Origin of the sequence: Hymenobacter perfusus, from assembly GCF_003944765.1 — a bacterium.
Taxonomy (GTDB): domain Bacteria; phylum Bacteroidota; class Bacteroidia; order Cytophagales; family Hymenobacteraceae; genus Hymenobacter; species Hymenobacter perfusus.
In genome coordinates this window covers 12,013-38,150 of the sequence record NZ_RWIU01000010.1, presented here as the reverse complement: position 1 = coordinate 38,150, position 26,138 = coordinate 12,013, and the positions used below count along the sequence as shown (strand labels likewise).

At 55.7% G+C, this 26,138-nt stretch carries 25 protein-coding genes; 17 read left to right on the top strand and 8 right to left on the bottom strand.

Annotated elements, in window-relative coordinates; translation table 11 throughout:
• The first annotated feature begins 94 nt into the window (after positions 1-94).
• Both EI293_RS20660 and EI293_RS20655 read left to right on the top strand, forming a co-directional pair.
• Positions 95-481, top strand: coding sequence for a hypothetical protein (locus tag EI293_RS20660; protein ID WP_125440455.1), 387 nt, complete (start codon positions 95-97; stop codon positions 479-481).
• A gap of 87 nt (positions 482-568) precedes the next feature.
• Positions 569-3,142: a toprim domain-containing protein gene (locus tag EI293_RS20655; RefSeq protein ID WP_170170473.1), complete on the top strand. Its 2,574-nt coding sequence runs from the start codon at positions 569-571 to the stop codon at positions 3,140-3,142.
• 79 nt (positions 3,143-3,221) lie between these two features.
• Here EI293_RS20655 and EI293_RS20650 read toward each other — a convergent pair whose 3' ends face one another.
• From EI293_RS20650 to EI293_RS20640, 3 genes are all read right to left on the bottom strand, one after another.
• Complete coding sequence (locus tag EI293_RS20650; protein WP_125440453.1) at positions 3,222-4,163, bottom strand: restriction endonuclease; 942 nt, start codon at positions 4,161-4,163, stop codon at positions 3,222-3,224.
• A gap of 131 nt (positions 4,164-4,294) precedes the next feature.
• Positions 4,295-5,593 carry a Y-family DNA polymerase gene (locus EI293_RS20645; RefSeq protein ID WP_125440452.1) on the bottom strand — a complete coding sequence of 433 codons (1,299 nt, stop codon included), beginning with the start codon at positions 5,591-5,593 and terminating at the stop codon, positions 4,295-4,297.
• A 2-nt stretch (positions 5,594-5,595) separates the two neighbouring features.
• Positions 5,596-6,063, bottom strand: coding sequence for a LexA family protein (locus EI293_RS20640; protein ID WP_125440451.1), 468 nt, complete (start codon positions 6,061-6,063; stop codon positions 5,596-5,598).
• Positions 6,064-6,258: 195 nt separating this feature from the next.
• Between EI293_RS20640 and EI293_RS22180 the strand changes: the two genes are divergently transcribed.
• From EI293_RS22180 to EI293_RS20610, 7 genes are all read left to right on the top strand, one after another.
• Entirely contained in the window at positions 6,259-6,396 is a 138-nt protein-coding gene (locus EI293_RS22180) for a hypothetical protein (RefSeq protein ID WP_170170472.1), read from the top strand.
• Between the two features lie 62 nt (positions 6,397-6,458).
• The gene (locus EI293_RS20635; protein ID WP_125440450.1) at positions 6,459-7,481 is read left to right on the top strand and encodes an ArdC family protein; all 1,023 of its coding nucleotides are present in this window, start codon (positions 6,459-6,461) and stop codon (positions 7,479-7,481) included.
• A gap of 72 nt (positions 7,482-7,553) precedes the next feature.
• Positions 7,554-7,844: a hypothetical protein gene (locus EI293_RS20630; RefSeq protein ID WP_125440449.1), complete on the top strand. Its 291-nt coding sequence runs from the start codon at positions 7,554-7,556 to the stop codon at positions 7,842-7,844.
• A 30-nt stretch (positions 7,845-7,874) separates the two neighbouring features.
• Positions 7,875-8,273: a hypothetical protein gene (locus EI293_RS20625; protein WP_125440448.1), complete on the top strand. Its 399-nt coding sequence runs from the start codon at positions 7,875-7,877 to the stop codon at positions 8,271-8,273.
• A 206-nt stretch (positions 8,274-8,479) separates the two neighbouring features.
• The gene (locus EI293_RS20620) at positions 8,480-9,082 is read left to right on the top strand and encodes a hypothetical protein (RefSeq protein ID WP_125440447.1); all 603 of its coding nucleotides are present in this window, start codon (positions 8,480-8,482) and stop codon (positions 9,080-9,082) included.
• A gap of 5 nt (positions 9,083-9,087) precedes the next feature.
• Positions 9,088-9,408, top strand: coding sequence for a hypothetical protein (locus EI293_RS20615; RefSeq protein ID WP_125440446.1), 321 nt, complete (start codon positions 9,088-9,090; stop codon positions 9,406-9,408).
• Positions 9,409-9,503: 95 nt separating this feature from the next.
• The gene (locus tag EI293_RS20610) at positions 9,504-9,791 is read left to right on the top strand and encodes a hypothetical protein (protein ID WP_125440445.1); all 288 of its coding nucleotides are present in this window, start codon (positions 9,504-9,506) and stop codon (positions 9,789-9,791) included.
• A 23-nt stretch (positions 9,792-9,814) separates the two neighbouring features.
• Here the strand turns inward: EI293_RS20610 and EI293_RS20605 are convergent, their stop codons facing one another.
• From EI293_RS20605 to EI293_RS20595, 3 genes are read right to left on the bottom strand one after another with little or no spacing between them, the layout of a single operon-like run.
• Positions 9,815-10,768 carry a HipA domain-containing protein gene (locus EI293_RS20605; protein WP_125440444.1) on the bottom strand — a complete coding sequence of 318 codons (954 nt, stop codon included), beginning with the start codon at positions 10,766-10,768 and terminating at the stop codon, positions 9,815-9,817.
• Positions 10,765-11,097, bottom strand: coding sequence for a HipA N-terminal domain-containing protein (locus EI293_RS20600; RefSeq protein ID WP_125440443.1), 333 nt, complete (start codon positions 11,095-11,097; stop codon positions 10,765-10,767). The genes EI293_RS20605 and EI293_RS20600 overlap by 4 nt, the downstream gene beginning before the upstream one ends.
• Entirely contained in the window at positions 11,094-11,321 is a 228-nt protein-coding gene (locus EI293_RS20595; protein WP_125440442.1) for a helix-turn-helix transcriptional regulator, read from the bottom strand. The genes EI293_RS20600 and EI293_RS20595 overlap by 4 nt, the downstream gene beginning before the upstream one ends.
• A gap of 888 nt (positions 11,322-12,209) precedes the next feature.
• Between EI293_RS20595 and EI293_RS20590 the strand changes: the two genes are divergently transcribed.
• The 8 genes from EI293_RS20590 to EI293_RS20555 all read left to right on the top strand — a co-directional run bounded on the left by EI293_RS20590 (position 12,210) and on the right by EI293_RS20555 (position 24,073).
• Positions 12,210-14,498, top strand: coding sequence for a S8 family serine peptidase (locus tag EI293_RS20590; protein ID WP_125440441.1), 2,289 nt, complete (start codon positions 12,210-12,212; stop codon positions 14,496-14,498).
• A gap of 418 nt (positions 14,499-14,916) precedes the next feature.
• Positions 14,917-16,740, top strand: a complete 1,824-nt coding sequence (locus EI293_RS20585; RefSeq protein WP_125440440.1) for a hypothetical protein — start codon at positions 14,917-14,919, stop codon at positions 16,738-16,740.
• Positions 16,741-17,241: 501 nt separating this feature from the next.
• On the top strand, positions 17,242-17,403 hold the full coding sequence (locus EI293_RS22175; protein ID WP_170170471.1) for a hypothetical protein: 162 nt from the start codon (positions 17,242-17,244) through the stop codon (positions 17,401-17,403).
• Between the two features lie 120 nt (positions 17,404-17,523).
• On the top strand, positions 17,524-18,087 hold the full coding sequence (locus EI293_RS20580) for a nuclear transport factor 2 family protein (protein ID WP_125440439.1): 564 nt from the start codon (positions 17,524-17,526) through the stop codon (positions 18,085-18,087).
• Between the two features lie 64 nt (positions 18,088-18,151).
• Positions 18,152-19,180: an S-adenosylmethionine:tRNA ribosyltransferase-isomerase gene (locus EI293_RS20575; RefSeq protein WP_125440438.1), complete on the top strand. Its 1,029-nt coding sequence runs from the start codon at positions 18,152-18,154 to the stop codon at positions 19,178-19,180.
• A 354-nt stretch (positions 19,181-19,534) separates the two neighbouring features.
• The gene (locus tag EI293_RS22685) at positions 19,535-20,815 is read left to right on the top strand and encodes a radical SAM protein (protein ID WP_211339625.1); all 1,281 of its coding nucleotides are present in this window, start codon (positions 19,535-19,537) and stop codon (positions 20,813-20,815) included.
• A gap of 11 nt (positions 20,816-20,826) precedes the next feature.
• Entirely contained in the window at positions 20,827-22,896 is a 2,070-nt protein-coding gene (locus EI293_RS20560; protein WP_125440436.1) for a B12-binding domain-containing radical SAM protein, read from the top strand.
• A complete protein-coding gene (locus tag EI293_RS20555) occupies positions 22,889-24,073 on the top strand; it encodes a diaminopimelate decarboxylase family protein (protein WP_125440435.1) in 1,185 nt (394 codons plus the stop codon). The genes EI293_RS20560 and EI293_RS20555 overlap by 8 nt, the downstream gene beginning before the upstream one ends.
• Positions 24,074-24,252: 179 nt before the next feature.
• Here the strand turns inward: EI293_RS20555 and EI293_RS20550 are convergent, their stop codons facing one another.
• Together EI293_RS20550 and EI293_RS20545 are read right to left on the bottom strand one after the other, a co-directional pair.
• The gene (locus EI293_RS20550; protein WP_125440434.1) at positions 24,253-25,530 is read right to left on the bottom strand and encodes a type II toxin-antitoxin system HipA family toxin; all 1,278 of its coding nucleotides are present in this window, start codon (positions 25,528-25,530) and stop codon (positions 24,253-24,255) included.
• A gap of 4 nt (positions 25,531-25,534) precedes the next feature.
• Positions 25,535-25,858 (bottom strand): helix-turn-helix transcriptional regulator, encoded by a 324-nt coding sequence (locus tag EI293_RS20545; protein WP_125440433.1) that lies wholly within the window; start codon positions 25,856-25,858, stop codon positions 25,535-25,537.
• Positions 25,859-26,138 lie beyond the last annotated feature (280 nt).

Genomic DNA, 26,138 nt, shown 5'->3' with positions numbered 1-26,138 from the left:
CAAGGGCATGGCATCTTGTAGCCGTGGTTTGCGTCCTTTGGAGTATTGCTCCGATTTTTTAGCCCCTACTGCCCCCGGCAGCACACCTCCCCGCATGTCGTCATCTGACCATCTATCTGCCCCGTTGGGGTTTCCTGACCTTAGCCTGTCCGCGCCCTACACGGAGTGCCTGCGCTACGTGCAGTTTCGCCTTAAAGCCCTTCCGCAGGGTGATTTAACCTCTTTTTGTGCCCAGCATGGCCTGACCTATACCAATGTCGTCAACCTGAAGAATGGCAAGCTCAAGCGCGACGAGCCGCGCCTCGTGCAGAAGGTACTGCGAGCGCTGGGTGTCTCCACGGAAATCGTGCGCATCGACATCGGCAGCGGTGCTAATCAGTACGTGTTTGGCACCAGTGAGCTACTGACCCAATTCCGCGAGCAGCTGGCCTTCTTCGACGGCGCCGCGCAGCGGGCCGGCGGTTCGCCACCGACCACCTAACCCCGGATAGCTTTCCTGCTTGGGGCCCCGCCCCCGGGTGCTGGCAAGGAGATGGAGCTGTCCGGCTCCACTCCCCCAGCCCACCCTATGAACGCACCCCGGGAAAACGACCCTACTGAACTCGACCGCTTCAAGCGCGACATTGACCTGGTTGACTACGCTCAGCGCCAGGGCTACACCATCAAAAAGGAAAGCCGACGCGGCGACTGGCACCACCTGGTTAAAGACGACGAGCACGTCATCGTCACCCGCAAAGGCGACCACCAGGTGTACCTGAACACCGGCGACGACCGCGACGCGGGCTCCATCATCGACTTCGCCAAAACCCGGGGCGGTGACGGTCACGGCCTAAATCTGGGCCAGGTGCGCCAGCAGCTAAGGGAGTACCTGGACGGCGCGCCGGCCCCGGCCCGCCAGTATGCCACCCCACCCGATGCCGCGCGCCTGAGCAGCCTGCCGGTGGGCGACCCGGAGCAGGCCGCCCGGCAGGCCGAGGAGGAGCGCCGCACCCGCCTGATTTCGGAGGTGCTGGGCGTCAAAAAAGAGCTTACGGACCGCGGCTACCTGCACGGGCGCGGCATCACGGATGCCACCCTCGACAGCCCGGCTTTTCAGGGGCGCATCTTCACCGCGCAGCAGAACGAGCACAAGAACACGGCCTTTCCGCTCTATAATGAGCACGGGCTGGCCAGTGTGGAGCAGAAGAACGAGCACTACAAAAGCCTGCTGCCGCTGCCCAAAAACGGCGTCTGGGTGTCACACCCCACCGACGGCAAGGATACGCAGGTGGAGCGCGTGGTGGTGAGCGAATCGGCCATCGACTCCCTCTCCCACTTTCAGCTCAAGCACGCGCAGGACCCCAGGAACACGCTCTACATTGCCACCAGCGGCACGCCCACCGAGGCCCAGATTGCCCTGATTCAGCGGGTCATAGACAAGCAGGCCCCGCAGGAAGTGGTACTGGCCAACGACCGCGACGCCGGCGGCCGGCAGTTCAACATCAACTACCTCAACGAGCTGCAGCCCGCCCGCGCCCTGGTGCCCGTGGCCGAGCAGGAAGCCTACCGCGAGGCCTCTCGGCCCGTGGAGTGGCACGCCACCAGCGACAAGTACCACACCAGCCTGAAGGTGACCTTGCACCACGAGTCGGCCGAACAGGGTGCGGGCCAGGTGCAGCAGTTGCGCGAGCGGGTGGAGCACATCAACCGGACGCAGCAGGATGGCCCCTCCCTAGCGGTAGAAATTCAGCGCAGCACCGAGCAGGCCACCATCGTGCGCCTGACCGTGGCCCGCGCCGACACGGCCCAGCTGGAGGTGGTGGCCCAGGAGCTCTACCGGCAGCGCGAGCAGCTGCGGCCTGAAGCGGAACGCCAGCAGGAAAGCTTTCTGCGCGTGGATTACCCACTGGCGAAAGACTTCAACAAAGAGCTGGAGTACACCAACCAGGGGCTGAGCGCCGAGCAGATTCGCGCCGCGGCCCAGCGCGAAGAGCAGCAGCGGGAATCGGAGCGCCAGCAGCGCCTTGCCGAAGCCCAGCGCCTGGAGCGGGAGCAACGCGCCCTGGAGCGGGAGGCCCAGCGGCAGCGGGAAAACACCCCCGAAGCCCAGGCCGAGCAGGAGCGAAACGACCAGCGCCTCAATCAGGCGGTACTGGCCGCTGCCGCGAGCGACGCAGACCGGCCCACCCGCTCCTACCGCAGCGAGCAGGAAGCTGCCGAGCACACTGCGCAGTTTGTGTACGCTAAAGACGCCGGATTGGTGCTGCTGAAAGAGTACATCCATGACAACCCCCCGCCCACCGGCCGTAAAGTCGACGAAGCCGAGCAGGAAGGGCTGCGGGCCCGCGCCCGCTACACCGAGGCCTCCGCGGCTGCCAGTGTGCGCACAGTTTCGGCTGCTGAGGAGAAAACCGCCACCTGGAAGGTGGATGAGTTGGAGCCCAACGCCACTGGGCGGGCCGAGGCCTGGAAAGCCCTGCTGGATAATTCCGGCTACTCCATGCACACGAGCGAAGTGCGCAGCACCGTGGATGAGCAAGGCATCCGCCGGGCCGAGTTTGACATGCGGTACCGCAATGACCAGCCCGATATTGCCATCATTCACGCCATCGTGACCAACACCAACGTCCGGGCCGCTTCCGGGAAAGAGCAATACGCCGGGGTGCGCGTTGATGAGCGCGACGAAGACCGCGCCGCCCGGCAGCTGGCGGCCGAAGCCGCGGTTATCCAGCCCCACAATCGGGACCGAAGCTTGGACGTGGCCGCTAAGCCGATAGCTTCAGTTGGTGCGGCGGCACAGGAGGCAGTTAGCCCCGAAACGTCAGGCAGCGAGAAGCAGGCAATTATTCGGGTGGACGAGCCGGCGCTGGCTACGGGCGAGCGAGGCCAGGCAGAGGCCGTACAGGCTGCCGTGGTAGCCAGCGGGGCCAGAGTAGGCAACGTGCAGTCCATAACCGACGAGCAAGGCATTCGGCACTCGGAAATAAAGGTGTCCTACCGCACCGACCAGCCTGAAATTGCGCAGATAAGTCAAACACTTGATGCCGTAGGGAAGCAAGATGGCAGTCAGCTGATTGAGCATAGCCGCGACCGGGCGGAGCGGCACGAGGCAATTTGGTCTAAGCATGAAGACAAGCAGGCTTATCAGCAAATGGAACGATGAGTCGAATAAGCAAGACTTCAGCTGTAAGGATAAATTGAAGTGTCGACTTAATAGCTAATTACGCTTCTCCAAGAGCTAGTTATTTAAACATTTTGACAAAATCTTCATGCAGCCGCATCGCGCCTTCAAAAACGTCATAAGCATTCTCTATATCTATCCAGTCATTGATTTTCATGTTGTCAGTAAGTAAAGTATTAGAAATGTCTAGCATATCTATAATATTGTGATAATCAATTAATTGAAGCTCCATTTTCCCAAGCTTTTCAATAGTGATATTTGAAATAGAATTTGCATCCGAAATAGCGTCTTTGGAAAAATGGTCTTTATTGGAAACTAGAATTCCTGATGGAACACCCCTCGCTAACAATGTTCCTGCTACCTCTCTTATAACCTTTACGCTTTCCGCTCCTTTGACATTCTCCCTCCATTTGATTTGAACAATAGAACTGATTTCGTCGCCTTTGATGATGTATCCATCAACCCCTTTGTCTTTAAAACCTCCAATGGGCTTTACTTCACAGTTCAAGTAATCGGACAGCAAGTCCATTACAAATTTTTCGGCTCGTTTGGGACCAATTTTGGGTAGCGCGTCAGGAAATCTTTTTAGATGCGTAACTAAGTACTCTGTTGAAAGCTCTTGTAGTGGCTTTAAGGGTTTGTAAAATCCAAGAACACCCCGAAAAGGAATGCCTTCGTGCACATTGTCCATCCTACTTCCCCGACCTCCCCAAAAACCACATCTTAAACAGACGAATAGGCTTTCATTGAAATCACGTTCCCTCGCCGCCATTTGTGCTCTGCATATGGGACAGGTTTGAAATTTTAGCAACCTATGAATTTCATCTATAGCTCGTCTGTCCTCTAAGCGATATTCTTGATGATTACCTTCATCATACACTAACTTGAAATTTGGTGAACTTGTAAACTCAGACCAGTTGATAGGATTGTCTACAAGTGGGTGCTTCACCTCATTTCCAATATGGAATGGTATCCAATTATCGAAAAGTGCAATTCTCGTCATGCTGTTTAGGTGCGATTTTCTCTCGAGGTTCGAAAGTATAAATTCGTGATAGAATTTGGATTGATGCTAGAAGGTAATGAGTATAACAGCACCGCTTTACATTAGGCTTGAGTATACATGTGCTTGTAGCCCTACCCTACCAAAAGTAAATCTTCCAGCCGGGTGGTGTACTGCGGCGTGCGCCACTGTGCCTGCCCCTCCCACGGAGCCTGCTGTCGCCCGGGCGGCAGCACCAGCGCTGCCAGTTTCACGGTGCCTTTGCCAAAGCGGCGGTTCAGCGCATCGAGTTCGGCCATGAGCCGGTTCCGCTTTTCCGAAGCGGGCTTGGCCTCAAACAGCGAGAGCTGGGTTTGTCCTTCCGGCTCCAGCCCATCGAGGATGACCCCCGCTTTGGTGTAGCGGTTGCCGGGCTGCCAGAGGCGCTTGAGGGCCGCCCGGGCAAAGCGCACCAGCTCCACGGTATCATTCGTAGCCACGGGCAGGGTGAGCACTGCCGAGCAGGAGTACGGTGGCGGCTCCAGCCCGTAGCGGCTCTTGCTCAGGAACACCGTCATTAAGTGGGCCGCGCCGCCCTGCCGGCGCAGCTTCTCGGCCGCCCGGTAAGCAAACGCACTGACGGCACCCGTGACGTCAGGGAAGTCGGTGAGCGGCCGGCCAAAGGTGCGCGATACGCACAAGCTGCGGCGCGACAGCGTGCCGTCTTCACTCGGCGCCAGCCCCTGGCAGGGGAATCCCTGCAGCTCGCGTACGAGTCGGGCGCCTACCACTCCGCCCAGGTGCTTGCGGGCATACGCATCCGAGCAGCGGGCCAGTCCGGCGGCGGAGCTGATGCCGGCGGCGTAGAGCTTTTGGGCATATTGACGGCCGATGCCCCACACGTCTTCCACCGCTACCTGCTCCAGCGCCCAGCGGCGGCGCTCAGCGGTGTCCAGGTAGCAGACGCCGCCTATCGCCGGGTCTTTCTTAGCGAGTCGATTAGCCAGCTTGGCCAGGGTTTTGGTGGGTGCCACGCCCACGCAGGTGGGAATGCCGGTGCGGGCCAGCACGTTGGCGCGCAAGGTGCGGGCAAAGGTCTCCAGGCTGCTGACCACGAAGCGCTCCATGCCGTGCAGATCCAGAAAGGCCTCGTCGATGGAGTACACTTCCACCGCCGGTGCCACCTGGCTCAGGTACCACATTACCCGGCGCGACATGTCGCCGTAGAGGGCGTAGTTGCTGGAAAAAACGGCCACGTTGTGCTGCTCCAGCAGGGGCTTGACCTGAAAGTATGGGTCGCCCATTTGCAGGCCCAGGGCCTTGGCTTCGGCACTGCGGGATATCAAACAGCCGTCATTATTGGATAGGACCACTACGGGCCGACCTTCGAGTCGGGGCTGGAAAACCCGCTCGCAGCTGACGTAAAAGTTGTTGCAGTCGACTAAGGCGTACATGGCTAGTCTCGGGTGCGCAGCAGGGCTGCGAGTTTACCGGGGATGAGCTCGTGCAGCACGTGGGTCACGACGCCCCAGATGCGCACGGCGCCGGCGTCGTGAATCTCCCAGGGCTGGTAGTCGGGATTCTCCGGCTTCAGCCACCAGGTGCCGTGCTCGCACACGAGGCGCTTCACGGTGCACTCCCCGTCGACCACGGCCACCACGATGTGGTTGTGGTCGGCTTCCATCTGCTTGTCCACGGCCAGCAGGTCGCCTTCGTGAATCTCGGCGTTTTTCATGCTCTCGCCGCTCACCCGCACCAAGTAGGTGGCGTCGGGGTGGCGCAGGAGCAAGCGGTTCAAATCGAAGAGCTCATCGGTGTAATCAGAGGCCGGGGAGGGAAAGCCCGCGGATACCGAGCAGCTGAAAAGCGGAAGTAAAAACGGGGTTTGGGAGTCGTGGACGGGGATTAATTCGACGTTGCGCATTGGTGGTGTAAAGTAGGTGGGCTGGCAATAATACGCGCTGCTAATAAAATTAGTAGCAATAAAGCTAAAGATAATAGCTAAGGCGATGATTGGTTCGGCTCAATCCGACCAAACTCCACCGGACCAGCCCCCTGTGCCCTGACGCCAGCCTGCTCCAAAACAGGTCCGCGTCGGGGCTGCCGTCGCTTATAAAAAGTGGTTTTTCCGCTCATCAGCCCAAAAGCTGAGCAGTGGAAAGAAGCGCTGGTTTACGCCAATTTCTCAAAGGGGCAGTGGGGAAAGAAAGTGGAACAAAAAGAGCAAAAAGATATTAAATATAGAGCAAAAAGATAACATTGGGACTGTCTTTTTCGTTTAATAGGTATAGCAAACGCTCACAAAAACAGCGCTTTATTATGAAAAAGGCCCGCAAAACGTCCACTTGCAAAACTGCCACCCGTCAAGCTGCCAAGGGCGCCCCCTCCCGCCCCGATGTGTACCAGATGGTCACCGACCGGATTATGGCGGCATTGGAAGGTGGCGTGATTCCGTGGCGCAAGCCGTGGAACGCCGTCTATGGCCTGCCCCGCAACTACGCCACGGGTGCGGCTTACTCGGGCATCAATGCTTTTCTACTGCACTTCAGCGGGGCGCTACCTTTCTTTCTGACCTTCAAGCAGGCGCTGGCTTTGGGCGGCAACGTGCGCAAGGGCGCCAAGGGGCACCCTGTGGTGTACTACAACGTGTCGGTGCGCGAGAACGAGCAGACCGTTAAGGAAGAGAAGATGCCCTTCCTGAAGTACTACACCGTGTTTTCGGTGGAGGACATCGAAGGCATCGAATTTGATTTGCCGGCGGTGGAGCGCCACGCGCATACGCCCATTGAAGCGGCGGAAGCCATCGTAAGCGGCTGGCAGGAGCGCCCGGCCATTGAGCACCGGCACCAGCGCGCTTACTACTCCCCGGCGCTGGATCTGGTCAACATGCCCGAGCGGGCCACCTTCACTACAGGCGAAGGCTACTACGCTACCTTGTTTCACGAGCTGACGCACAGCACCGGCCACGCTTCGCGGCTGGACCGCCCGGACCTGACCGCCGGCGAGGGCAAGCTCTCGGCCAGCTACGCTCGGGAGGAATTGACGGCGGAGATGGGCGCATCGTTTCTGTGCGCCGCTTCCGGCCTCAACACTGAGCAGACCGAAACCAATGCCGTGGCCTATATCCAGTCGTGGCTGGAGCGGCTGAAAAACGATAAAAAGCTGGTGCTGCAGGCGGGCAGCAAGGCCCAGCGCGCCGCCAAGCTGATACTTGGCATGCCGGAGGAGGGCGAAACGGCCCCGGCCCCCGCTCCTGCCCGCGTGCTGGAGTTTGCCAACGAAGAAGACGAAGTCAGCCGGCAGTACCGGGAGGCGGAGCTCAGCTGGCTGGCCGCCGCTTAAGGCTATGTTGCGGGCCGCCGGCAGCGGCGTCCCGCCCGGTCATTGTTTTACTTTTTTCCTTCCCACCGCCCTATGAATGCAAGCGAAGCCCCCGTTTTCGGGGACCCTGCCTGGAACCAGTACCGCGCCCGGGTGGCCGAAGCCTTGACCGACGTGGAAGCCGATATGAAGCAGCGCGGCTATGGCCTAAGCCTTGAAGGCCTGACGCTTGAAGTGGCCGAGCGCCTGGCGCTGGGCGTGGCCACACTAGAGGACTTTCAGGTGCTCGAAGCCTTGGTGAAGACCTTGCGCCCCATCGCCCGGGAAGCCGTGCGCGCCACGCGCGAGGAGCTGGGCGGACAGTTTGCCCTGCTATTGCTCTAACCCTCTTACCTCCCATTCCTTTTCACTCCCATGAACCAACCCCCGAAATCCATTCCGGTTACTGATCCATTTCCGCCGCAGCAGGCCTACCTGGCCATCGAGTTAAAGCCGCTTGATGCAGCGGAGAAGCGGAGCCTGCAGGCCCTGCGCCGGCACGTGCTGGCCCATACCCACACCACGGATTTGCGCGAGCTGGCGGGGGCGGTGAAGAAGCTCCTGGGCAGCGGGTACGAGGTAGGCTGCGGCAGCGCCCACATCTGGATAAGGCGGGCCGGCGACACGGAGCGCCTGGCCATCGTGGCTGACCGGCTGACGACCGCTTACCGGGATTGGTTTGAGCCGCCGCTGGACGAGGGACCGGTCACGAGCCGCCGTTCAGGCCAACGCCTGCCCATTGCTGGGACTCCAAACCTTCCCGGTGCTGATTGAAGCCGAAGGGCGAAGCCGGCCACTCTTAGCAAAGCGGGTTTCCCAGCGGGATACACCATTAACGCAGATATCGTGGTGGGCAAGGGAGCAAAGAAGGCCATGGTGAAAGAGCAAAATGATACTAAAAAAGGAGCAAAAAGTGAATGTTTGACCCTGCTGTTTTGTTTTTAATGCAGAAGCGAAAACCACCAAAACAGCTCAATATCATGGAAAACAGCCCGCGTTCAACTCCCGCCACTTCCCTGCTTTTTAGTTTGCACAACACCGAGTTAGTTAAGCCCGAAGGTGCCGGCTTCCCCCTCCCGCCCCGCCTGTTTCTACGCACCCCGGCCGGTCAGCCCTCCTCGATTGTGGCTTTGTGCGGCACCACCGGCCAGCTTTTCCCCACGACGACCTATGACCGGGGACCCTTTCAGGTAGTCGGAGGCGACGAGTATGCCACGCGGCAGGCGCTGGGAGATTACTTCCTAAGCCAGCACGCCGGCATGCTGCCCGCGGAGGGCGCGGCTATGCTGCTGGGTGTGGACGGCAGCCTGCGCGAGGTGCGCCCCGAGCGGGGCCGCAAAACCTTTGGGTTAGCCCAGCTGTGCGCGGCTTTGGAAGCCAACTACATCGACGTGCACTGCCCCCAGCACGGACCTTACGAAGGGTACATCTTGGTGTTTGACGACGAGGGCAAGAACCGCCGGCGCCTCATCAACCCGCTGGCCACGGCTGCCTGGTATGAAACGTACCCGCTGGAGCACTACTCACCCGTCGATGTCGTAGCCGGCCCCGTGTTGCTGATGAAATCCAGGATGATGCGCTAGCTGGTATGCGTAGCCGCTCCTTACGGGGCGGCTACCTGGCTACCCGGGTACTTCCCTTCCCCACTGCCCCTAACCGCAAGCGGATGCCTGTTTCGCCTGATTTGTCCCTGGCCCGCGCGGCGGGTCACCGCGATGAGCTGACCGCGCTGCGTGCGGAGCTGCGCTGCATTCTGCAGCACCCGGCCATCCTGCCCGCCCGGCGGCAAGCAGCCGAGCGGCTTATCTGCCAATGCACTGACCCCGCCCGGCTCCGGCACTGGCTGGCCCTGGCCGTGGCCGAATGCGGGCGCTGGGAAGAGTTGGTGCTGGCCGCTGAAGGCAGTTAATGCTGCTCTGATGGTCGGGCGAACTGCTTACCGCGTAGAAAGGCTACCTTACGCACTTTATTCTGTGCCTTTTTAGCCTTTCCGCGATGCCTAAAATGCCTGCTCCCACTGTAGCTTTCACCGAACCCCTCACCAGTCCCCCGCGCGTGCACCACCCCGGTACGCTGGCCGAGCTGTTGGAGGTAGCGGGCACCCGCAAGCGCATCGTGGAGGCCTGGGGGGTATCGGCCCGCACTTACGACACGCGCAAGCGCAGCCCGGGTACCTGCACCATCGGCGAGCTGCAGCAGCTGGCCAAGGTGCTCCAGGTGTCGGAGGAGGAGCTGTTTGCGGTCGTGCGGGCCGAGGCCTCCCGGGCGGCGGACAATTCCGCCGGAGACTGAACGGGCTGGCTAAACCTTAACTTTTACGCCAGGTCCAGCTGCGCGAACCGCTGGGCCAGCAGGGCGTGAAACTGCTCCTGCAGGGCCATAGGCAGAAAGCTTTGCTCGATAAATGAATGCCAGGCTGGCCGGGCCTTAACCAAGCGTGTGAGCATGCCTGTAAGAACCTTTTCGTCGATGCCGGCCCGCCCGGCGGCCAGGCGGAAGTCACCCTGGCGCAGCCGTCGTTTCCTGCCATTGAGCGTGAGTGCCAGCTCCTCGGTATCGGCCGGGTTCACCAGGGCCGTGGCCACCAGGTCGTAGGCCGGCGCCAACCCGTAGCCCAGGCCGGGCGTCTGCAGCAGCGAGAAGTTTTTCAGGTGCATGTCGGCGTTGCCCGTCAGAAAGCTGAAGAGCACCAGCTCGTAGTAGTTGACCACGTCCAAGCCGGGGTTAGCAGAATACTTCAGAATGGCCCGGGCTACCTGCTCGTGGGAGCCGTCGTACTTGTTTTCCGTCAGCCGCTCGGTGAGCTGGCACATGTCTTCCATGGCGAGCTTCTGTCCCCTCACCCGGTCCACGCGGCGCGTGACGTAGGCCAGGGCTCCGCCTTCCAGACGCAGCAGCCCGTGGGGCACGGTGGGCAGCCGGGCCAGCCGGGCCAGGTGCATAGTCAGATCCTCGACTTCCGGCAGGTGCGGGTAGCGGGGCGTCGGCGGCTTGAGGATGTACTCGCCGCCCAGCGCCCCGACGATGGTAAAGCGCCCGGGCTGCCCTGCGGCACTCGCCGGGGCAATGGTCAGCGAGAGCTTGGGCTGCACGCCGGTGACGGTAATGTGCTGGCGTACGACCGCCTCGGCCAGGGCCAGCATCTCGGCTTCGGTGTAGGGAAACGCGGGCGGTACGGGCTTGCCGAACAGTCGGCGGCTGCAGGCCGGGTGATAGTCCGGGCCGGCGCCCTCCGGCAGGAGCTGGTAGCAGGACAGGCAGCGGCTCATGATTGGTCTTCGGTTTCCAGAGGGTGAATGCTCACGGCACCGATGCAGTCGCGGCAGCAGGCCAGCAGCAGGCCCATCCGGTCGCGGGCGTTGAGCTTCCAGTTCTTTTCTGCCACTTCCAGCAGCCAGCCCTCGGGAATCAGCCCGTCGAAAAAGGGAAACAAGACGCGCTCTACGTAGGGCGCCGGGCGTAGGGGCAGCGTCAGGCTGACGGGCTCGGCGCTATTTGCCGTCAGGTACGCCGGGGCGTAGGCGAAGGTGTACCCTTGCTCGTTCTGGGTCAGGTGCCCGGCCAGTTGCTCGTGCAGATACACTTCGGCTCTTCTCACGGCTGCTGATCCAGTAAATGGGCGCGGTCCAGCGGGGCTGGGGTCAGCTCATGGCCAAAGAGGCGCAACACTTGGTTGACCTTGTCCAGCTGGAGCGTGGCTTTGCCCTGCTCCAGCTCGCGCACGAAGCGCAGCCCCACCCCCGCTTTCGCCGCCAGGTCGGGCTGGGACAGCTGCAGCAGCTTTCGGCGATATTTCACAAAGGCAGCTAAGGGAGTAGTCATAAGTTATACCCGCTTGGGGATAATTTAACGCGTAAAATCGTTATAATACCCGAGCGGGTATAAATTTATACAATTGAAGTCATATTATACCTGTAAGGGTATAATATGATCGTTGCAAGCATCAGATTTAATGGGTTGATGGTTCCTGCAGAGAGTTCTATTTGGATGCGAGCCTGAAAACCTAGTCCAGCGTCCTCCACCTTGGCCCCAGCATATGTTCAGTGGTCAGTTGGAGAGACTAAGGGGCGTGCGGCACGTTTTTGAGCGCTCAGTTCGGCGCTACGGCCAGCGCTGGCCCCAAGCCGATGTAAAGGCAGGCGCAGGGCATCCGCCGTGTGCTCAAAGCCCACAGCTTGTGGGCCCAGCAGTAGCGCTCGTTCGTGCCCCGTACCACCGACTCCGACGTGCGCTCCGCGCACAACCGCTTGCTAGGCCAGCTGACCCCCACAGCCACCAACCGGGTCCGGGTCGCTTCATCACGTATTTGCTGCCCCAAGGTGGCGGCTTGGCTGGCTGTACCTAGCTCTCTGACTCGACCGCTGCTCTCGCAAAACCGTCGGCTGGGACGTCTGCTCTCGCGATGCCTGAAGCCCTGCGCCACGCTCGGGTGGTGCGCCGGCCCGTGCGCATGACTGGCTCCTAATAGGCACGGTCTGCGCCTGGCAACGAGAAAGTGCGGTATGAAAGTCCTATAAGGGCTAACACTGCTGACAGGCCTTGTGCTTAATCAGTGGAACTGATTAAGCACAACTACAAAAGCCAGTTAAAATTTATACTCAACGAAGTTAAGGCCGTTCTTACATCAATTACAGTGCTGGCACTGATGTAAGAATGCTTTAAGACCACATGCTTTGTATTCTTTGAATTTGCTCTCTCACCGCAATCGCTATGGCCAAGAAACGTGTAATCGCATATTTTATGCACGAGACCGAGCAAGCGGCGGCTCTTAACATGCTTGAATCTGCTGAGGGTACGGAAAGTTTTGTCGTTGGCAACATCGATGAAATTCAAATTGATGCTCTACGACAGCAGGGATTGGTCGTGCAGGAGCAGCTGCCAGTTATAAATCGGGATGCGCCTGCTGCAGGCACAAAAATGAGAAGCGACCGCTTTTCTGTGCGAAGCAGGGAGGCAGATGCTGGACTGGAGGGGATGACAAGTGGCGAAAAGGATGATCAATATCCTCAAGTCATTGATTACTACAAAGTCTGGTTAAATAGTCCCTTGTTGGAAAATTTGAGGACTGAGCTGGCTGGCCTACAAGTGAACCTGTTAGAATCACTGGGGGATAGCTGCTACAAAGCTCGCTTGAGTACAAAGCAAGTACAGAACCTGCGAGCATTATCCTATGTGGCTGATGTTAAGTGGATCAGCCCATCTGAGACTGCACCAGTAGTTATTACGCAGTCAGTGAGCGGAGGAAGTACAGAGTACAGCCCAACAAGCGGTGTGAAAATGCTCACTTTTGATGTGAGGGTGAATTCTCCGGAAGAACGTGACAGCGTCGAGCAATGGCTCCTCAAGCGCAACACAACGTTAGCAGGAACGGGCCGTCGCAAAATTCGATTTTATGCCCCGGAAAATTCTCCGCTGCTGGATGAGCTAGCCCGCTTACCCCAAGTCGATGCTGTGGCTGAATACGTTGTGCCAAAAATTTTCAACGATCATGCCCGGCGGCTGTTAGGTGTCGAACTTGGGACGGGCAATGAGTGGGCAAGTGGGCTAACACTGGACGGATCCGATCAGATTGTAGGAGTGGCGGACACCGGGATTGATGACCAACATCCGGATTTCCAAGGCCGCATACTTGCAACCGTTGCTCTGGGAAGGCCAAACAACGCGAGCGATCCGCATGGGCACGGCACGCACGTCGCAGGATCGGTACTTGGCCATGGGGCGGCTTCAGCAGGAAGAATCAAAGGCATCGCGCCGGGTGCGAAGCTGTTCTTTCAGTCCCTTCTCGATTCCCAGGGGGGGCTTGGCGGGTTGCCGGTCGATTTGAATGACTTATTCTATCAGGCATACCAGGCAGGCGTGCGCATTCACAACAATAGCTGGGGTTCTGACACACCGTCCTATTACACGGTCAACAGCGAAGAAGTAGATGAATTCGTCCACCGTTATCGCGACATGCTCGTCGTTATTGCAGCTGGGAATGCTGGCACCTCGGGGCTACAGCCTAAGAAGGCTGCACCGGGGTTCGTAGACTGGCTTTCCATAGGGTCACCAGCTTCGTGTAAGAATGCGTTGACAGTGGGGGCAAGCCGTAGCGACCGTTCCGATGGGGCCTTGTCCGATGAGACATGGGGAAGTGGTTGGCCGGGCAACTTTCCTTCCGCTCCTATTGCTAACGACAAAATATCGGGTGATCCCGAGTGCTTGGCAGCATTCAGCAGCCGAGGACCCTGTGATGATCGGCGAATCAAGCCGGACGTTGTGGCGCCCGGGACTGACATCCTTTCCACCAAGTCATCAATTGCGCCCATTTCCAACTTCTGGGGTCCTTATCCAGCTCAGGGGCATCCTAAAGATCCTCACTACGCTTTTGACGGTGGTACCAGTATGGCAGCTCCATTAGTAGCAGGCTGCGCAGCCCTGGTTCGCCAGTATTATGTAGAAACAGGACACCCTTCCCCTAGCGCGGCGTTGCTGAAGGCAACGATAATAAACAGCACGAAGTGGTTGTCAGGACATGATTCTACCGCTTTGGTTACAGGAAAGCCTAATTTTCACCAGGGGTATGGTAGAGTTACCGTAAGCCAAGCAGTTCCTAACGACTTGCACCCTGAAATGACCTTACGCTTTGTGGACGAGTGGCAGACTTTTCAGTTTGTGCGGACCGGGGAACGCAAGCGTTATCAGTTTATTCTATCGGCAGAAACTCCTGAGCTACGACTATGTATGGCCTACACGGATGCTCCGGGCCGTTCCCTACAGAACAATCTAAACATGATCCTGCACCACCAGGAAAGTGGGAAAAAGTACTTGGGCAATGAGGAGCTTCCAGATGCACTAACGCTTCCAGATCCAGATAATAATGTTGAGTGCATCAGAATCAACCAAGCGCCAGTGGGTACCTATTTCGTCCAAGTATTTGCAGCGAATCTATTGAAGGCACCGCAGGACTTTGCGCTTGTCATCACGGGTGTTGATGTTCCGGAATTAATTGAAATCTGACAAGCTCCGGGTTACCAGGGTCTGGGCTCTATTTATCAGGTCAATCTGCTTACTATCTCGTGTTGATTAAAGCGCCATGACCTGCACCAAGGTATTTTGCCTTAGCCTAGTAGTCCTCCTGTGCAGGGCCATGCAGTCCATGGCTGCCGATGAGCCAATTCTATCCCTCCCGCCGGCCGGAGCGCACTACGAACTAAGCTGGCCTCAAGTAAGCCAATCGGATACCCTAAAATTGGTGGCACCGGTAATTCTCTCTACTGCGACGACACTACAAGCGGCCTCTATACAGATTCATTTAATGGGTGTGCGTCTGGGAAACCAGGTAGTTGAGGGACGACAGCCCGCTTTTACTGTTGCAAGTACTTTGGGCGGCCTACCAGAGAGATCACTATTGCAAATTAGCATCTACTGTAATCATTTGTCCCAACCCGGTACGTACAGCCTGACTCTGGAAGGCAGGCTACCAAAGCGCACAGCAAGTATTCTCGTGCTGGAAGTTGCTGTTTTACCGGCTGTGTTCCGGCCGGCGAGCAAGATTACAGTGAAGCAGTTACGCAACAGCATGCCTTTGTGGGACAGCGAGCCACTGATGCCGTTGACAGTACAGCCCGCAAGCCGGGCAATTAAGCTCACCCATGTGAGTGCTACGCTCGATGGCGTGCAACTCGCCCCCGGCGGCGGCCTTCACTTTGAGGCTGAAGCTCCAGATGGGGTGCTAAGGTTAACCCCGAAGCTGACAGGGAACTTTCCAGTGGGAAATTTCTCGGGTACTGTTCTTGTGCGTGCCACTCAATTGGCAGAACCCCTGGCTATTCCCTTTGAAGTTCAATCCCGGCGCTCTACTTGGCTGATCCTGTTGGTGCTGGCGGTAGGAATTGCTGTCGGGCACTTGGTTCGCAAATTGTTGCAACGAACAATAGAGCGAACCGATGCTCAGCAGCAAGCCGGACAGTTGTTGACACAGATCAATCGGCGGAGTTCTTATGCAGCAGATCAACTATTAATCAACAGCCTACGAGCTATAGAAAATGAATTGATCACCAAGGTGCATGAGAGCCCTGCTATAGAATTAGCAAAAGCCATTGACAGCGCTTCCATTTCGTTTAATGAAACGCAGAAAGAATTTGATGGGCGCTTACAAAATGTTAAAGCGAAAGCGGACGGCACCCATGTTCTGCTAGATCCCCAATGGCAGTTACCTGAACCGCTTGCCAATACTGTGGAAGCAGGACGGTTGAAGTTGCCACTAGTAGATCGGCTTCTGCTGGCAGGAAATGCGTATGGCGCTGACTCTGAACTGAAGCTGCTACTTCGTCAGCTGTGCGAAAAACTAAATACTCAGTTACCTGCTTGGAAACTTAGTCGTGAATCTCTTTTGCAAAACATTGGCAGCGTTATTCCCCCTGCTCAGCAAGACGCTTGGAATGCGTTTGTGAAAGAACTATTACCAAAACTTCAAACCATATCAATAGATTCAGTAAGCATGTCGGAAGACAAGCTTATGGCGGCTTTCAATGCAACTCACGATGTGGAGATTAATCTGGCTGCTCAAGCAACAAATGTCATCAGTGCTCTCACCATTCTCAGTAATAAGATCGAACGCGATTTAACTATTCTGCCTGGGATCGTGCAGCCGGCTCTATTGCCAAAGCTGCACCCGCATGTGCTAGCATTGGGAAAGCAGTTCAAGGCATCACTAGGAGATACCAACGCACCGGAACCGGATGTGCCGAGCTTTATTCAGGCTTGGAAGCGTATTCTGGGGGACCAACTTCCACCTACGGCTTCCCCCGATGGTGAGCAAGCCATTCAAGAGTTGTTGGCGAAAGCTGATTTCTTAGCTGCGACGGATCGTATCCGCGAGTTATACGCCCGTGAAGTTGGTGTAAGAAATGTGCGCCCTAAAGTTGCCAATCAACCATCGGCTCCTAGCCTGCTTTTCGCATCCGAATATGCTCAGGCAAGAGAACCAGACACAGGCACTAATACCGCACCTGACTTAACGACTCTCACAGGGCTCTCACAGTGGACCAAAGCGCTTACATCATTTCGCAACCGAACACGTTTTATTCAGGCCTTGCTGATTGCTGGAGTTCTGGTCTGGACCGGCTACATTCTCTTCGCCGAAGAGTTCATTGGATCGCCCAAGCAATTACTCACAGTCTTTCCATGGGGCTTTTTCTCAGATTTGACAGTCGATCGCTTGCAGGCTGTGTCTCCAAGTGCGAAGCAGCTAGCGTAGCATTGTGCCCATCCATTGTTCCATGTCCTGCACAGGCTAGTGTTGTTTAAAAGAGGGAGATTGAATCCCCACTTATTATGTCGCTATGCGTTATGCACTGGGCTGCGCGGCCATGGCTTGGAGACCTTGAGCTCCCGTTGCAGCAGAGTACGATCATAGCCGATAATAAGCTGTGGGGGACGAGAACTGCTTGGTAGACGAGTCCACTCCCAAAGCCTTGGAGATGCCTGTTTGGAGCATGTGGTGGACTGACACCTAAACACATATAAACACATAGATGCCGACCGAGCTGGGACTCATTTCCCTGGAGTATGCCCTAACGCTGCGTTAGCCCGGATCACGGCTCATCATCCAAGCCGATTGCGGCGGGCCTAGGCTGTCCTGGCACCTGCGCAGCGACACTGCCAGTGCACTAGCCAGCTACCGATGAGATGCTAACTGCTACGACACTGCCCAAGCCGAGCGGCCTAGTACAAGCACAGCTTACTTTCAGCATCTGCATTGCTGAAGAACAACGAGCGGCACCTCTCTGAAATGCCGACCGTAACGGTGCTGCGCTGGGTCAGAGCTTACGGCTGGCGCGCCGAGCAGCAAATGGCCGAGGCTTCTCCGAAGCAGGTGCGCAGCGGCGAGGTCGACGAATTGCATGGCTATGTGGGGTAGTTCAGCTCATAATTCAGTGATAACACTGATTTCTCAGGTTATCAGCGCTTCTATCTTTCAAGGTATTAGGAACTCCCTTTGGCTTGGGAGGATGCAGCTGGTACACTGCCTGGGCTAGCCATGCAGCGGCTGCTCCATGAATCTTTATTCAACTCAAATAACGCTGCTGAAATGCAGAATACTGAAATGGAAACTAATTTTTTGGACCCCGCCCTAGAGTTTGCAATGAGAGATTCTCTGGAAGCCTATGCAGAAGGAGATCAGCGCTTTTTTGATTATCTGCATGAAAAAGTTCAAATCCATTCGAATGATGCTCGCCTGTTTGCCTTAAAAGAAACCGAGGCAATTGATGGTCGAGAAACATTCAGGGAAAAGTTCACTCAATTCGAAACCAAGCGTTCTGTAAATGAAGTGAGTCTGAACGTTCAGATGATTGCGGCTAATAAAGTTCTTGCTGCCAGAAACCTCAGCGTTGAGGTCAATGGAATAGAATCTTCCGTCCGCCAAACGATTATCTGGGACAAAGGGGCAGATGGCAAATGGCAGATGAGTCATATTCACAGTGCCCTGGTTGGGCAGCCCGTGTTAACTGGAGCTAACGCCCAAGCTTTATCAATGGAAGAAATACGAGTTCTGAACGAACGCATCGCCACAGTCGCAGCTACTGTCGGGGTAGCACAATAGGGCTTCTACCGTGCTATTGAGTCTCTTCCATGGTTCTCTCAGGCTGATCTAAAAAGGTTGTTGTATGAATATTGAAGAGTTCCGCTATACTCTCGCCCCAGAAAACCTCGAGGGCACGCCTCGCGAGATCAGGCTAGGACGACGTGACCTTTCGCGTCTGCTCGTAGTTGACCGCACCTCAGGTGCTCTTACTCATTCCACTGTGTTCGATTTGCCAAAGTGGCTTGCACCAGGAGATGTCCTTGTGCTGAATAACAGCAAACGTATTCCCGGCGTGCTTAAAGGCTTCACCGCTGTTGGCGGGCAAGTAGAATTAAGATTTGTTGATCTGGACAGCGATAACACGGGGCTGTGTCGCATCTTTCCGATGCATGACGTGCGGCCAGGTGAGCGCATAGAGCTTCGTAGGGGTGGGAGCGTGGAGGTGCTGGCAACAGAGCTGACAAAGTACAAGCTGGCCAGAGTACGACCAGAGAATGATTCATTAAGGGAACTGCTTAAATCACAGGGTATACCCATCTTGGGATTCTTTTATGAAGGTATATGGACAGCTGAACATCTGAATCCATATTTCGCTACTGAAGAAGGATCCGTAGAAAGCCCGCTCGCCGGGCTGCATTTTACCCCCGAATTGGTAGAATCCCTGAAGCAGCACGGTGTCCATGTCTGCTTTGTCACATTACACTCCGTCGGTAGCTGGCTTCCCTTCTTGGAAAGCAAAGTGGAGGAGCATGAAATGTGGGCCGAATCTTTTTGCGTTCCTAAAGAAACAGTGAACGTGGTTCTAAACGCCCGGAAGCACGGTAACAAAGTAGTTGCCTGCGGAAGTACCAGCCTGCGCGCATTGGAATCGGCTGTTGGAGATGATGGCCAGCTAACGGCTACATCGGGTAGGTCAAAGCTTTACATCACTCCTGGTTACAAATTCCATGTTGTAGACGCCTATTTTACAAACTTTCACCAATATCAAAATAGCTTGATTGTTTTGGATGCTGCTTTTGCAGGCATGGAAAACGCCATGCATACCTATCGTGAAGCGTCCTCCCTGCACTACTCTTTTTATGAGTTCGGGGACGCTGTACTATACCTGTAAAGCGCGTGCTAATATGAAAGCAACCCCTTTTCACGTCTCGGCTCCAAGGGAGCATAGGCCCAAGAGCTCGAATGAGCTGGATGAACGAGTATTAGAGCGCAGCGATTGGGTACTCTGGACATTGGCACCTAACGGTATTGTTCTACATAATTTACAGCGTCGCTATTTTCTCGAACTTGATAACCTAGGATACTCGGTCTGGGGATTCTTGGATGGTGCGCGAACTGTGGAAGAGGTTATCAACCGTTGCTGTTCGGTGCAGGATAATGGCGAGCTTCAACCTTCTTGTGAACTGCACATCAGGAATATGATTTCCACCATGGCGCAGTACGGATTTATCGAGGAACGAAACCGATGAGACCTTTAAAAATTCAGGGAGCGATGTCAGGTGCCGTTCGTTATAATGCTGAATACTTTGGATTCATTGTGGCTTTCCCTGATGGAGAGATAGTTCTGGCAGCACCAACAGCCATGTCTGTGCTCCACGAGCAGACCACTCGTGAAGATTTGGCCCCTCACCTGCTCACGAGCTTGGAGGTAGTCGAAGGATTTCATCTGGCAACTCCTCCGTTGGTCTGGCTGGAGTTGACCCGACGTTGCGATCTCACGTGCCCCCACTGCTACATTAACGGTGGTACAGCTAGGCCCCACGAGATGCCGGCAGAACGGTGGTATGCGCTCTTAGATGAGATGGCAAAAATGGGAGTTTGGGCTGTTGCCTTTACTGGAGGCGAACCTTCCTTACATCCCCACTTCGTTGAGCTTGTTACGTATGCACGGAAGAAGGGGCTGCTTGTAGGCATCGCAACACACGGCCTGTTTCTTACAGATGAGGTACTCGACAGCCTACCGCGGGAAGGGGTCATCATCAGTGTCAGTATCGACGATTTGCACCAAGGCCGAGGCAGTCATAACAGTCCCGCTGAGCGAGGTAAAGAAGCAATCCTGCGTGCAAAATCACATGGGTTTCTGACAAATGTGATGACCAACACCCACCGTGAAAACATAGATGGTTTAGCAGACCTAATGCAATGGGCAGAGTTAAATGGAGTGTCTGTAAGAAGTGTGCCATTTAGCCCAATAGGCCGGGGTAAGCTTAGAAAGGACTTAGAGAATGGGCCTGAAGACGTTGAGCGAGCTGCCCGGTTTTGGATACGCGAGTGTGAATGGGAGCATCAATACCACCAGGCCGCGGGGCTTTGTGTAGGCGTTATCTTCAACTATGGCCTAAGCCTAGCCTACATGACTCGCAGGTGCTCAAGCGGCCGGTTCTTATGTTATGTAGCATCCGACGGCACCGTGTTCCCTTGTACTATGTGTGCTGCCGAGAACATATTTTCCGCCGGAAACGTCTACAATCGCTCTTTTGCTGAGGTATGGAGAGGCAACTGGGACATACGTGCATTTAATTGGACAAATTTTACATCAACTTGCGCCAATTGTGTTATAAATGATCCTAAATATTATTGTGCTTCCCGCTGCCCGGCCATGTCACATGCTCGGCACGGTACTTTTACCAACTGCGGGGCCTCCGAGTTTGAAATACAAAGCACAATTTACCGCACTGTATTATTGGAGAATTCCGCGGTTGGCAAATCAACCAACCTTCATGTTTCAGCTAGTGCTGCTGAGTAACAATCTTGCCCATGAAGTTGCTCCTTGCTACCAGCCCTCATGTTCGGCACGCTGCGGTTCTGCAAAGTGACTTTAAGCCTTTGGCAACAGTCATGTATAGTTTTGCGCCGCTTGGTTTGCTTTCGCTCACTGCCATAGTGCAGGAACGTCGGCCTGATATATCCTGCGCGCTTTACGATATAAACAGACGCGTCCTATCCGGAGCTTTAAAACTGGATAATCAATTTTACAGGGCGGCAGCAGAAGACATTTGTGCAGACCAGCCGGACGTGATAGGCTTTATGACGGAGTGTGACTCTTATCATCACGTGCTACAGATTGCTATGGCGATAAAAGAACATGCGCCGAAGAGTAAAATTGTATTGGGAGGGCCACATGCGTCAGCAGTAGCAGAACTAACTCTCGAAAGGTATAAAGCTATTGACGCCATCGTGTTGGGGGAAGGCGAGTTAACCTTTATTGACCTATTGAGCGCACTCGAATGCGATATACAAAAATCTGTTCTTGGTGCACTAACCAGAGGTGCGGATGGGGATATACTCAAAGGTGGCTCGCGCCCTTTGATCGCTCATCTAGATGATTTGCCCATTCCAGCGTATGATCATTATCAACCTGATCCAGGCGAAGAGATTTTCTTGGAGGTGGGCAGGGGATGTCCATTCAAGTGCGAGTTCTGCTCTACCGCACCTTTCTGGGGGCGAAGACACCGGGTTAAGTCGCCAGCCCGAATATTAAAGGAGATAGCTCTTTTACGGGAGTTATATGGCACCACTCGTGTTCACTTTACACACGACCTCTTCACGACCGACAGAAAATGGGTAGTCGCGGTTTGCAACGCACTCATCGATTCCGGATCCCCTGTAAGATGGACGTGTAGTGCTCGTACAGATACCGTCGATAAGCCTCTGTTAGATCTTATGAGCCGGGCCGGATGTAATGCAATTTACTTCGGGCTGGAGAGCGGATCACAGCGCATGCTGCATGAAATTCGTAAGGATATCCCGCTTCAGCAATCCCTGGATGTGTTGGAAGTATGTCTGAAAGCGGGTATTACGCCTAACGCGGGTTTCATTGCTGGCTTTCCTACGGAGGATCGCCAAAGCTTAATGGAGACGTTCAACGCTTATGAGAAGGCACTACGGTTAGGTAGCCGTCCAACGCATCTATTTGGCTATTGCCCTTTTGTGGACTCTTCAATGTACGCTAGGCTTAATGGATTGCAGTGTAGCGGTCATTTTGTGGACCTTCCGCTTGGGGTGGAGACAGATCGCAATAACAGAGTCATAATTAAAAGCGATCCCGATTTGTTTGGCTCCTACTATAGAGCAATTCTTCCGGATCTCATGCCCGGTCAAGAAGGAGTCATTGATGCATTGGATGAATTCTCGCCCTTGGTAGAAGCTATGCTGGCCCCAACTTTGGCGCTTGCTGATATAACTGGCGGGATGTATGAGGTCTACCGGGCATGGCTTACTTGGATACACACAAGAAACGATGCTGAAGATGCCCAGTCCTATCGCAGGGGTTATGGCACACCTGCCGATTTCGCAACGTTTGTGTTGGCGGAGCTGCGTAAGCAGCCACCAGTGCGGTCAGCTGCAATAGCTGCGGCTGAGGCCATACTGGTTAATATGCGGGTTGCTGAACATGTGTCTACATTCGAGAGCATTTCAATCGCATCTTATAGGTCATTGATACTGCCGACTTTAGAGTCTCTTCCGGACATTCTCCTGGGTACCAGTTTCTCACAGGGGGCAATCTTGGAAAGCATAGCTCTGGACTATGACGTCACGCCTGCTTTGTCAGGTCATTCCGACCTGCCTGCGAATCCTGAACCTACATTTTTGGCGTGGCAGATACAGGACGACGGCTCAATTAGATTGCTGCAAGTTGACTATTGTATTTATGCGGTAATCAAGGCTCTTAAGCGAGGTACTATGACTGCCGCCGAACTATTTGTATTTCAGCTTGACGGAAATGAGGATCTGATGGGCATTGCTCCCCAAAAAGATGTTTCAACGCTCATTGCTTCGCTGAGTAATGCCGCTCGCGAAGGGTTAATCCGTGTTCATCATGATTGAAACTGCAACTCGGCTCGGCTCGGTAGACACGATACCCGAAAACCAACTCATTTCTGATGCTATGCTGGCTACTCTCGCCAGCCAGCATGGAACCCCGCTCTATGTTTACAACTTGGCTCGTCTTCGATCAAGGCTTTTGGAGATTCAACATGCCTTTGCCAAGTCAGATGTGAGCCTGTTCTTCGCCACAATGGCCAACGATCGCTTGCCAGTGCTCCAGATGTTAGCGGCGTACGGTGTAGGTGCTTGCGTCAATTCCATTCCTCACTTGAGGATGGCAGGCGAAGCAGGATTTTCAAACTGTAAAATACAATTCACCTCTACAGGGATAACGGAGAATGATATGCGTGTTCTACAGCACGCTGGAATACGCACAAATTTGGACTCGCTTTCTCAGTTAAAAGCATGGTTTGAATTAGGTGCGCCTGAAGGGGGACTACGTATTAACGCATCCTCATTAGGAGCTGGGCTTGAAAAAAATAGAATAGGAGTTCCAGCTTCCTCTGTACAGGAAGCTCTTGCAATGGCCGCCACTTTAGGGCGCTCATTAGCAGGACTGCACATTTACCTTGGTACAAACTTTCAAAGGCCTGAACCAATGCTGCCTACTTTGTCAGCGTTCTTTGAATTAGCTGCAAGTATCCCTTCTCTCAGGTATATAAATATTGGGGGAGGTATCGGTGTTAACTACCAACACGAGGGCGCAGAGTTCGATATACACTTCTTTGGAAGAAGCATCGAATTCCTGGTAAATCAATTACAAACTAGCCTAGGTAGACATATTGATGTAGTTTTTGAGCCAGGGCGTGGATTAGCAGCGGGATGTGGCACGTTTGTTACTTCAGTAACTGACGTCAAAGATCTTGACGGAGAGCAGATAGCAGTTGTAGACGGTAGCGTTGCCATTTTTCCAAGGCCTTTTCATCATCCCGAGACTCCTCATCGGATCCGGCATATAGGTACAAAGGAGTGCCTTACTGAGAAAGAGACTCCTACTAAAACACTGGTAGTTGGACGAACCACATTTTCCAGGGACATACTGGGATCAGCCTTACTTAACTATGATTTGAAAGTAGGAGAGCTTTTAGCCTTTGATAACGCAGGTGCCTATTCTCAGTCAATGGCATCAAGATTCCTTGGCCAGGCAGAACCTCACGTTGAGTATGTCAACCGCTAAGTACATAGCACTCACTTGGTCAATAGAAGATTTATAGAGTTGAAGTGGTTTAGCTGAGCAAGGCACCATCGGGACATAGTTGGCCTTGGTTAAAAGTTTGGTGCAAAGGTTAAATCGGAGCGGCATGCTTATAGCCGCCACCTCCGGCTGCACGGGCTTGCCGCGTTGCTTGCCAGGTTTTACCGCGCCGCCTCAAAGGCCCCGGCCATCATTTCCTGCTCGGTTCGGGACAGCTTGTAGCGGCTGGCCACCTCCGGCCATTGCCGCACCGCGGCCACCACCTGAGCGAGCACGGCCTCAGCCTGCGCCGCGGATAGCCGAAAATAAGGCGCTACTTCCCGGGCCAGGTCAAGGTCGGGCGCGTTATCGGTTTCGGAAATGTTGAGCTTTAGGCCCTGCCCGTACCGGATGGGATTCAGGTCAAACGCAGGCGAGAGGCGCCAGCCCTGGGGCGTGAGCAGAAAGCCGTGGTTGCGCAGGTGGTCGTCGGTGTTGGACACGCAGATATTAAACACAATGCGACGCCAGAGTTCCGTCAGGTCCTCGGCCACGCGGGCGCCCTGCTGCACGAGCAGCCCGGCCAGCTCCAGATAGCTGGCCCCGTCCTGGTGGTCGGTGCCGTCCTGGTAGCCCAGCAGTGTCATAGCGGAGGCAAAGTGCCGCCGCTCGCCGACGGCCGTGCGGTCAAAGCGTTGGGAAAGGAAGGTGTGGTGGCGGCTATTAAAGCGCTGGGCGCGGCCGGTGGCCACCTGTAGGCCAGCGGCTTGGGCCACCTCGTTGACCACCGCTTCCCAAGCGCCTACGTCGTGCTCGTCCTGACCGCTGGGAAACTTGGCAATCCATAGTCCACCTTGCTCGTCCATGACGCTGGCTTTAGGTCGGGCGCCGCCCAGCGAGGAGCCGGGCGCCACCAGCAGGAAAAGCCACTTGAGGTAGTCCGGGTCCTGGGGCGCATCTACCCGCTCCAACTGCAGGCTGGCGTATTCCAGTTCGCGCAGCGACGTCCACGGCGGCGCGGCTATGGCCCGGTTGTCGTTGAGGAAGGGGCCCGCCGGGTCGGCTTTGAAGCGCAGCCCGCCCATGCGGTGGCCGTCGAAGACCCCCAGCAGGTAGTCCGATTCGAGCAGCGGCCTTTCGCGGCGCTCTTCCTGCCGGGCCAAGGCGGCTTCGCGCCGCCGCATGAGCAGCCGCCCCCAGCGGTCGGGCGAAGAATCTAGGAAGAGGCCGAAGTTGGCCTGGTCTTCAGGCAGATACTGCGGGCCGACAAACAGCTGTAGCGCCGGGTCCAGCGCTTGGGCCTGCGGCAGGGCCAGCCACTGCGCGTCGTAGGCAAAGGAAAATACTTCCTTGCCCCGCACCGGCACGGCCGAAAGCGTGCCCATCAGCCGCGGTCCATCGGCCAGGCCCTGCCAGTCGGCGTACACGTAGAGCTGGCGACGTTCAGCGGTTTTAGCCATGGGTCTACTCGCCAGAAGACTGTTTCGGAGCCCGCATGCTAACCACTAAATTGGCATCCTGCAGCTTGCGGCCTAACACGTCGTCGGCGGCCAATTCCAGAATGGTTTTCTCTAGGCCTAGCACGAACAGCACCTGCAGGTAGGCGCCCATGCTCACCGTGGAAGCGCCTTGCTCAATGGCGTGTAGGGTGTTGCGGCTTATGGCCGCGCGCTCTGCCACGCGGGCCGCGCTAAGCTTGCGGCGCAAGCGGGCTAGGCGGATGTTTTCTCCCATTTGGGTGAGCAACTGCTGAAGGCGGGGTAAAAGTACAACGGGATCTTTGGGCATAATGTGCAATATAGTGCACAATTATACGTATTGGAGCTCATTATATTGCGCATTAGCCTGAACGAGCTACACCAATTAAGATATTAGTCGTACTCATTCAGGAGTTAATAGCGGTCCATGGCCACCGGGCCCAACTGGTAGCCAAACAGACGCAGAACCTGATTTACTTTAGCCAGTTGAAGCGCCGCTTTACCTTGCTCTAAATCACGTACAAAGCGTAGCCCGACGCCGGCTTTGGCAGCCGTCTCAGCCTAGGTTAGACGCAACAACTTGCGGCGTT